The 4978-nt window shown below is 66.9% G+C and carries 6 protein-coding genes; 2 read left to right on the top strand and 4 right to left on the bottom strand.

Translation table 11 applies throughout. The features are described 5' to 3' along the window. Both FFS27_RS28395 and FFS27_RS28390 read right to left on the bottom strand, forming a co-directional pair. The coding region (locus tag FFS27_RS28395; protein ID WP_137952365.1) for an MFS transporter at window positions 1–419 on the bottom strand (419 nt) is incomplete at its 3' end. Between the two features lie 70 nt (window positions 420–489). Beyond that, window positions 490–1023: a 2,4'-dihydroxyacetophenone dioxygenase family protein gene (locus tag FFS27_RS28390; RefSeq protein ID WP_003093399.1), complete on the bottom strand. Its 534-nt coding sequence runs from the start codon at window positions 1021–1023 to the stop codon at window positions 490–492. Window positions 1024–1341: 318 nt separating this feature from the next. On the opposite strand from FFS27_RS28390, the gene FFS27_RS28385 reads away from it, so the two are divergent. Both FFS27_RS28385 and FFS27_RS28380 read left to right on the top strand, forming a co-directional pair. Next, the gene (locus FFS27_RS28385) at window positions 1342–2301 is read left to right on the top strand and encodes a helix-turn-helix domain-containing protein (protein ID WP_009313336.1); all 960 of its coding nucleotides are present in this window, start codon (window positions 1342–1344) and stop codon (window positions 2299–2301) included. 47 nt (window positions 2302–2348) lie between these two features. Beyond that, window positions 2349–2765, top strand: coding sequence for a PaaI family thioesterase (locus FFS27_RS28380; protein ID WP_003104529.1), 417 nt, complete (start codon window positions 2349–2351; stop codon window positions 2763–2765). 63 nt (window positions 2766–2828) lie between these two features. Here the strand turns inward: FFS27_RS28380 and hpaC are convergent, their stop codons facing one another. After that, entirely contained in the window at window positions 2829–3341 is a 513-nt protein-coding gene (gene hpaC / locus FFS27_RS28375; RefSeq protein ID WP_003104531.1) for a 4-hydroxyphenylacetate 3-monooxygenase, reductase component, read from the bottom strand. Window positions 3342–3370: 29 nt separating this feature from the next. Beyond that, window positions 3371–4933, bottom strand: coding sequence for a 4-hydroxyphenylacetate 3-monooxygenase, oxygenase component (gene hpaB / locus FFS27_RS28370; RefSeq protein ID WP_021265284.1), 1563 nt, complete (start codon window positions 4931–4933; stop codon window positions 3371–3373). Window positions 4934–4978 lie beyond the last annotated feature (45 nt).

Below are 4978 nucleotides of genomic sequence, written 5' to 3'. Positions count from 1 at the left end.
ATGTTGAGGCCGCGGCGATGCGGCGAGGAGGCCTCGACCATCAGTGATTGCGAGAGCGGCAGGATCGGCCCCTCGGCCAGGCCCATGATGCCGCGGAACAGCAGCAGGCTGAGGAAGCCGCCGACCAGCCCGGACAGCGCCGAGCACAGCGAGAACAGGATCACCGCCACGATCAGCAGCGGCTTGCGCTGCCCGCGGCGGTCGGACCAGGCGCCGACCAGCGCGCCGGATACCGCCCAGGCCAGGGCCAGCACCGAGGAGAGCATGCCCAGGTGGCTGTTGCTCAGTTGCAGCTCCTGTTCCATGAAGGGAAACAGGAAGGACAGCGCCAGGCGGTCGAAGAAGACGAAGCCGAAGGTCAGGAACAGCACGCAGAGCAGGACGTTTTCGTAACTGGCGGAATTGTTGTTATGCGCCATGTCGGTCTCCAGGCCGGGCGGGCCGGCCGGCGGGGAGGCGCGCATCCGCCGGGGCGGCGCGCGCCCGGGGTCAGCGGAACAGGGAGTCGATGTAGGCGGCGCCGACGCCGATCTTGTCGTAGTGCGCGCGGCACATCGCGATGTAGTCGTGGACGTCGAAGATGCCGTCCGCGTTGCCCTTCTCGTCGAGCCAGACCAGCGGCCCCTTGACGATGAAGAACGCACGCATCGGCTGCTCGTGCTCGTAGGCCACCAGGGTGTGGCCCTCGCCGGGCGTCTCGTAGACGAAGTCGCCGGCGGTGGCGGTCCAATCGTGCTCCAGGTAGCCCCACTTGCCGCTGATGGTGTAGGCGAACACCTCGTGCGGGTGGTAGTGGCGGTTGACCAGGCCGGCGCTCGTCGCCATCAGGATGTCGCACCAGCGGTTTTCGCTTGGCGAGATCCACAGCGGACGCGACTTCACGGTCTCGGTGAAGGGCACGTAGAGGCGCTCGTCTTCGGTCGGCGCGTTGCGCAGGTAGACCTCGGGCTTGGCGTCCGGCTTGAAGCAGTCGGGAATCGGTTGCAGGTCTTTCCAGAATTCACGGGTGGCGAGTTCGGGCATGGGGCGGCCTCTGTCGTTGTTATCGTCGGGCCGACTCTAGCCATGGGCGGGCCTCCGGGTTTGACCCTGGCGGCCAGGAAACTTGCGCTTTTCGGACATGGCCTGGCGTGACCCGCGGCGCGCCGCCAAGCTGGCCTGCCCAGCGTCGGAGCCGGCTGGGGGGCGATTGACGGAGGAAAGGATTCAGATGTTAATGACGGGGTGCCAGGCGCCTCGCCGACCGACCGCGACAGGTCGGCGGAGCGGCCCGGCGCCTGGCCCCGGAGGCCTTGCCTGAGGTCCGGGAGGTCCACGCAGCGTTCGACGAGAAGAATAAAAATGCCCGCAAATGCCTTGCTCGAAACCCGGCGGGCCAGCACCCAGGACATTCCCCTGGAGCAGCGGCTGGCGTTCTGGGAGGACTACAACGCTTCCATCCTGGTTGGCCTGAAATGTTCGTCGTATTCCCAGGCCGGCTTCGCCGCGACCCAGGACAACCTCTGCCTCGAACGCCTGCGGCTGGCCCGCATCGGCGGCAACGAGCACGTGGTGGAGCGCGACCGCTCGATGATCCGCGCAGTGCCCAAGGAGTCGATCTTCGTCTCCCTGGTGCAGGGCAGCCAGTCGTTCTTCTACCAGGACAACGGCTGCAACCTCCTGCAACCGGGCGAGCTGGTTATCTACCGGACCGACAAGCCCTACCTGTTCGGTTTTTCCGGACCGATGCGGCAGTTCATCTTCGACATTCCCCAGGACGATTTCGCCGAGCGCTGCCTGCGCGACTTCAAGGGACCGCTGAAGATCGGCGCGGAAAGCCCGGTGCAGCGCCTGCTGGTGCGGACCCTCGGCGAGCGTACCCGGGATTTCCTCGACAGCCCCCATGGCGAGGATGCCGAGCGCTACCAGGAGGAAGCCTACGACCTGCTGGCGAGCATCATCAGCGACCATGCCGGCGAGCACCGCGCCAGCGCCCTGGGCGCGTCCTACCTGCTGGCGGCCAAGCAGTACATCCAGCAGCACCTCGACGAGCCCGCCCTGAGCTGCGAGCGGGTGGCCGCCGCCACTGGCGTCTCCAGCCGGCACCTGGCGCGGCTGTTCGCCCAGGAAGGCAGCTCGCCCGGGCGCTACCTGCAGGAGCGGCGCCTGGAGCGGGCCCGCCAGTTGCTCGCTTCGCCCCAGGGCCGGCGCCTGGATGTAGCCGAGGTCGCCTATCGCCACGGCTTCTCCAGCCAGGCGCATTTCGCCCGGGCCTTCAAGGCGCGCTACGGGATGACGCCGAGCGAGGCGCGTGGCCGCTAGACCCGACTACCGTACCTTTCCTCCTCCTACTGCCAAGGACCCGTTCCGTGACCGACAAGAAAGAGCAGATCGCCCGTTTCATCCAGCGCGAATTTCCCCAGACCCGGGTCGTGGTCGAAGCCGTCGGCGAGCGTAGCGCCACGGTCTGGCAGGCGGTCGACGCCAGCGATCTGCGCCCCGGCGGCACGGTCTCCGGGCCGACCCTGATGGCCATCGCCGATGTCGCGCTGTACGTGGCGGTACTGGGCGAGATCGGCATCGTCCCGCTGGCGGTGACCACCAGCCTGACCATCAACTTCCTGCGGCGTCCGGCGGCGGACCGCCGGGTGGTCGCCGAGTGCCGCCTGATGAAGGTCGGCAAGACCCTGGCGATGGGCGAGGTCTCGCTGTTCTCCGAAGGCGACGCGGAACCGGTCGCCCATGTGGTCGGCACCTACTCGATCCCGCCGGCGCACCGCCGCTGAGGGCCTGGCCGGGTTCTCGGCGGCGGCTGCGAAACGCTGGCGGAGGATTCCTGGAGGCGCCGTTCAGGCCGCCCGCCGGGGGCATTGCAGGCGATGGAAGCTGCGGCTGAAGTAGACCAGGCCGTCGCCCTGTTCGAGGACCTGGATGTCCTCCAGCTCCAGCAACAGCACCGAATGGGTGCCGATCTCTTGGACCTCGGCGATGCGTCCCTGCAGGTTGGCCAGGGCGCCGTGCAGCACCGGCAACCCGGCGAGGCCCTCGCGCCAGTCATGGAGGGCGAAGCGGCGTTCCATCGGGACCTCGGTCATGCCGGCGAAGTGGCGGGCCACCTCTTCGTGTTCGCCGCTGAGGACGTTCACGCAGAGTCGACCGTTGGCCTTGAACACCGTGTTCATCTCGCTGTTGCGGTTGATGCAGAGCATCAGCGTCGGCGGGCTGTCGGTGACCGAGCAGACCGCGGTGGCGGTGATCCCGCAGCGTCCGGCCGGGCCGTTGCTGGTGATCACGTTGACCGCCGCCGAAAGATGCGCCATGGCGTTGCGGAAGGCTTGTTGCCTGGGTTCGAGCTGGGACATGGGAATAACCTCCGGACGCGACGCGGGCGTCATTGGCGGATGCGGTCGAGCACGTTGATGTCGTCCGGGTTGTGCAGGTGCGGCACGGTCCAGCCGTTCTCGTCGTAGTCGCCCATGCACTGCTCGACCATGCCGAGCATGCCCTTCATCGCCCCGCTGCCGACCGCCTGGCGCAGGGCCTGCATGCGGATCTCGTCCTGGCTGCCGGCGTAGTTGATCTCGTACAGCTCGTGGCGGCCGCCGAACTCGCTGCCGATGGCGTCCCAGAGCAGCTTGAGGATCTTGATCCGCTCCCGGTGGCCCATGCCGCCGGAGCCGCGGCAATAGGTGGAGAGGTACTTGTCGAGTTGCGGATTGTGCAGGTCGCGAACGCCGGAGGGCAGGTAGATCAGGCCGCTGGCGACCACCTGCTCGATGGTCTTCTTGATCTCCGGGTAGGCCTGCGGCGCCAGCACGCGGTAGGCCTGCAGGGCCTCGGCGCTGGGTAGGAAGGCGCCGCTGTGCCATTCGCTGACGTTGCCGTACATGGCGTCGGTCAGCGACCAGAACAGGTTGCGCCAGGCCACCACTTCGCCGACCTGCGCCTGCACGCCGCGGAACTCCAGGGAGCCGGTGCATTGCAGGGCCTTGTAGAGGGCGCCGGTGATGAAGTCGAGCTTGACCGCCAGGCGGGTGCAGCCCTGCATCGGGAACAGCCGGCCGAAGCCGCCCTGGGGGAACCACTGCTTGCAGCGTTCGAAGTCGCGGTAGATCAGTACGTTCTCCCAGGGGATGAACACCTTGTCCATCACCAGGATCGCGTCGTTCTCGTCGAAACGGCTGGATAGCGGGTAGTCGAACGGCGATCCGGCGATGCCTGCCACCAGTTCGTAGGAGGGGCGGCAGATCAGCTTCATGCCGGGGGTGTTCATCGGCGCGATGAACATCAGGGCGAAGTCGGTGTTGTCGCCGAGCAGTTGCGCCGAACCCTGGCCGACGAAGTTGTAGTGGGTCAGCGCGGAATTCGTGGCGACCACCTTGGCGCCGCTGACGACGATGCCGCCGTCGACTTCCTCGTCCACCGAGATGAACACGTCCTTGACCTGGTCCACCGGCTTGTCGCGGTCGATCGGCGGGTTGACGATGGCATGGTTGAGGTACAGGCAGGCTTCCTGGATGCGCTTGTACCAGGTTTTCGCGTTGTCCTCGAAACGTCCGTAGAAGCCCGGGTTGGCGCCGAGGGCGCTGCCGAAGGCGGCCTTGTAGTCCGGGGTGCGGCCCATCCAGCCGTAGGTCAGCCGCGACCACTCGGCGATGGCGTCGCGCTGCTGGCGCAGTTCGTCGGCGCTGCGCGCGTAGCGGAAGAACTTGTGGGTATAGCCGCCGTTGCCGGTATCGGTCTCCCAGCAGAGCTTTTCCTTGCTCTGCGGATCGTGCAGGGCGTCGTAGAGCCGGGCCATGGAGGCGGCCGCGTTGCGGAAGGCGGGGTGGCTGGTGACGTCCTTGACGCGGTCGCCGTAGATGTAGATCTCACGGTCGTCGCGCAGGCTGGCGAGGTACTCCTCGCCGGTGAACGGACGGGTGGCAGAGGCACGGAAATCTTCGGGTTTCATCATCGTCTCCAGTCATTGTTGTTATCCTGTCTCTTATCAACATCT

The sequence above is a fragment of the Pseudomonas sp. 2VD genome, assembly GCF_005503585.1.
In the GTDB taxonomy this organism is placed as follows: Bacteria; Pseudomonadota; Gammaproteobacteria; order Pseudomonadales; family Pseudomonadaceae; genus Pseudomonas; species Pseudomonas aeruginosa.
The sequence above is the reverse complement of the archived record's forward strand: the minus strand, read 5'-3'. Positions and strand labels throughout refer to the sequence as shown.

Excerpts from the sequence above, each read along its gene's own strand:
- FFS27_RS28390 (WP_003093399.1), bottom strand. The coding sequence starts at position 1,023 with ATGCCCGAACTCGCCACCCGTGAATTCTGGAAAGACCTGCAACCGATT.
- hpaC (WP_003104531.1), bottom strand. The coding sequence starts at position 3,341 with ATGTCCCAGCTCGAACCCAGGCAACAAGCCTTCCGCAACGCCATGGCG.
- hpaB (WP_021265284.1), bottom strand. The coding sequence starts at position 4,933 with ATGAAACCCGAAGATTTCCGTGCCTCTGCCACCCGTCCGTTCACCGGC.
- FFS27_RS28385 (WP_009313336.1), top strand. The coding sequence starts at position 1,342 with ATGCCCGCAAATGCCTTGCTCGAAACCCGGCGGGCCAGCACCCAGGAC.